Here is a 3,010-nt window from a genome sequence, read left to right on the forward strand (position 1 = left end):
GATAAAGGGATGAATAAATGTTAGATATTATTATTTTACTATTATTATTTATAGGATTATTCGTAGGTGCTAAACGAGGATTAATCGTTCAGTTGATACATATGACTGGTTTTATCATTGCGCTTGTAGTCGCCTACACGTATTATAAACCACTCGCAGAGAAATTTGTGTTATGGATTCCATATCCTACAGTAGACTCGAGTTCAAGGCTTACATTTGCAATCGATAAACTTGATTTGGATCAAACATTTTATCAATTAATCGCGTTTGCACTTATCTTTTTTGTTGTGAAATTCGCGTTACAACTAGTAGCATCCATGTTCGACTTCCTATCATACCTACCAATTTTAGGGTTTATCAGTAAAATTACTGGAGCTATTTTAGGATTCATTGAATTTTATGTTTTCTTATTCATATTAATTTATGTAGTGGCATTACTGCCAATCGAACCTTTCCAAAGCTTAATCGAAAACTCTAATTTAGCTGAGTCTATGCTTACAAAAACTCCTTTTATATCAGAGACGGTTAAAAATTGGTGGTACATCTATACTGAATGATGACTTCTCTCTTCCCGAGAGGAGTTTTTTTAAAGAGGATGTTCAAAAAGTCCGCTTAAAATAGCTGAGGCCTGCAGAAGGCAGGTCATGCAGCCGTTGCCACGGAAAGTGGCGAATTTAGGCTGTATACCTTAATCGTYGGCTTGCTTCTCCGCTCCTCACGTATCAAAACCATACGCTGCGGTGCTCGAAGGCTACGCCGCCTCGACCTACTCGGATCTTTTATGCTCCTTTTTGAACAGGGTTTTAAAGACTGGAGGAATAGATATGAATAAAAAAGTGGTTATCCGAACTTTAGAGAAAATTGCTCTATATATGGAATTAAAAGGAGAAAACCCATTTAAAGTTTCTGCTTTCCGTAAAGCGGCACAAGCACTCGAACTTGATGCAAGAAGCTTTTCTGAAATCGACGATGTTACGAAATTAAAAGGCATTGGAAAAGGTACTGCTGCTGTTATTGATGAATTGAAAGAAACGGGAAAGTCTTCAGAATTACAGGCATTAGAAGCATCTGTGCCAAGTGGACTGTTACCACTATTAAAACTTCCAGGTCTTGGTGGAAAGAAAATAGCGAAGTTATATCAAGAACTCGGAGTCGATTCAGTAGAGTCTTTAAAACAAGCTTGTGTTGATGGGGAAATTCAGTCACTAGCAGGTTTTGGTGAAAAAACACAAGTGAAAATCTTGAAAGAATTGGACCAGTTTGAATCAAGACCAGATAGATTACCTATTTGGCGCTTAGAGACGGCAGTGTTATTTATCGAAGCTATCTTAAATAAAATCACACATATTGACAAGTTTTCAGTGGCAGGTAGTTTTCGCCGAGTAAAGGAAACGAGTAAAGACCTTGATTTCATCATCGCAACCACAGATATTGTTACAGTAAGAGAAGCTCTATTAAAAGAGTTGCCCGTTACTGAAATTATTGCAGCCGGCGACACAAAAGTTTCAGTTACGATTGATCTTGAAGAAATGATTGATGTCGATTTTCGACTAGTCGAACCTGCAGCTTACGTAACAGCTCTTCATCATTTCACTGGATCAAAAGATCATAACGTCAAGCTCCGTCAGATAGCTAAAGCTGAAGGAAAGAAAATCAGTGAGTATGGAGTGGAGCAAGAAGATGGCTCAAATCAAACATTCGAGACGGAACATGATTTCTTCGCTCATTTTGGACTTCCTTATTTTCCACCCGCTGTGCGTGAAGATTCCAAAGAATTTGACCGTCAAGATGAATTAAAAGATCTTATCAATAGGGAATCTATAAAATCCGATTTACATATGCATACCACCCATTCAGACGGTGCCCATACCTTGCGTGAAATGGTTGAAGCATGTTTGGCAAAAGGGTACACTCATATGGCCATTACAGATCACTCACATTATTTACGCGTAGCAAATGGTTTATCTGCAGAACGTTTACGCGAACAAATTAATGAAATTCGCAAAATTCAAAAGGAGTATCCATCGATTCACATTTTGGCGGGTACCGAAATGGATATATTACCGGATGGCTCACTAGATTTTGATGATGACCTTCTTGCTGAACTTGATTTTGTTATTGCATCGATTCATTCAAGTTTTAGCCAACCACAAGAAAAAATTATGGAACGATTATTTACGGCTATGAAAAACAAACATGTCGATATGATTGCCCATCCAACCGGACGTATAATTGGAAAACGTAACGGCTATAATCCAGATGTTTCACAATTAATCAAATGGGCTGCTGAATATGGCAAAATTTTAGAATTAAATGCCAACCCGCATCGATTAGATTTAGCTACTGATTATTTAATTGAAGCTCAAAACTTACAAGTACCGATTGCTATCAATACAGATGCGCATGCTATAGACCAGTTAAGATTTATGGATATCGGCGTGAAATATGCACTAAAAGCATGGTTAAAGAAAGACTTGATTGTAAATACATGGTCTTACGATAAATTGAAGAATTATTTAAACGATTAAAATTCACTAAAGAAATTAAGGAGGTGTTTTGAATGATAACGAAACGAGCATTGAAAACACTCGAATTTGATAAAGTGAGAGAACAAGTTGCGAATTTTTGTACATCCTCACTTGGTCGAGCCCAATTAGATTTACTTGAACCTTCCATCGTATTAGAGGAAGTCAAGCGATTGTTAGATGAAATGGATGAAGGTCTAGATCTCTTACGCGTACGTGGCAATGTACCAATGGGCGGCATATTTGATGTGCGAGGACATGCAAAACGCGCACAAATAGGAGGGATGTTAAGTCCGACTGAACTAATGGAAATAGCGAGTACCATTCGTGCTAGTCGAATATTACGTCAATTTCTTGAAGCAGTAGAAGAATCGGAAGATATAAAAATCCCTTACTTTATTGAGCGAAAACAAGCACTCCCCATCTTAACGGCTCTTGAACATGAAATCATTGCGTGTATTGATGATAATGGTGCAGTTTTAGAT

General features: G+C 37.7%; 2 protein-coding genes and 1 pseudogene. All 3 read left to right on the plus strand.

Features of this window, described 5'->3' with window-relative positions; genetic code table 11:
• Positions 1 to 17: 17 nt before the first annotated feature.
• A complete protein-coding gene (locus AC1DOS_RS19120; RefSeq protein ID WP_477538779.1) occupies positions 18 to 557 on the plus strand; it encodes a CvpA family protein in 540 nt (179 codons plus the stop codon).
• Between the two features lie 267 nt (positions 558 to 824).
• Positions 825 to 2,528, plus strand: a complete 1,704-nt coding sequence (polX, locus tag AC1DOS_RS19125) for a DNA polymerase/3'-5' exonuclease PolX (protein ID WP_477538780.1) — start codon at positions 825 to 827, stop codon at positions 2,526 to 2,528.
• Positions 2,529 to 2,560: 32 nt separating this feature from the next.
• Positions 2,561 to 3,010: pseudogene (locus tag AC1DOS_RS19130) on the plus strand (endonuclease MutS2); the annotation flags it as partial.

It is taken from the genome of Paenisporosarcina sp. P5_A11 (assembly GCF_056400705.1).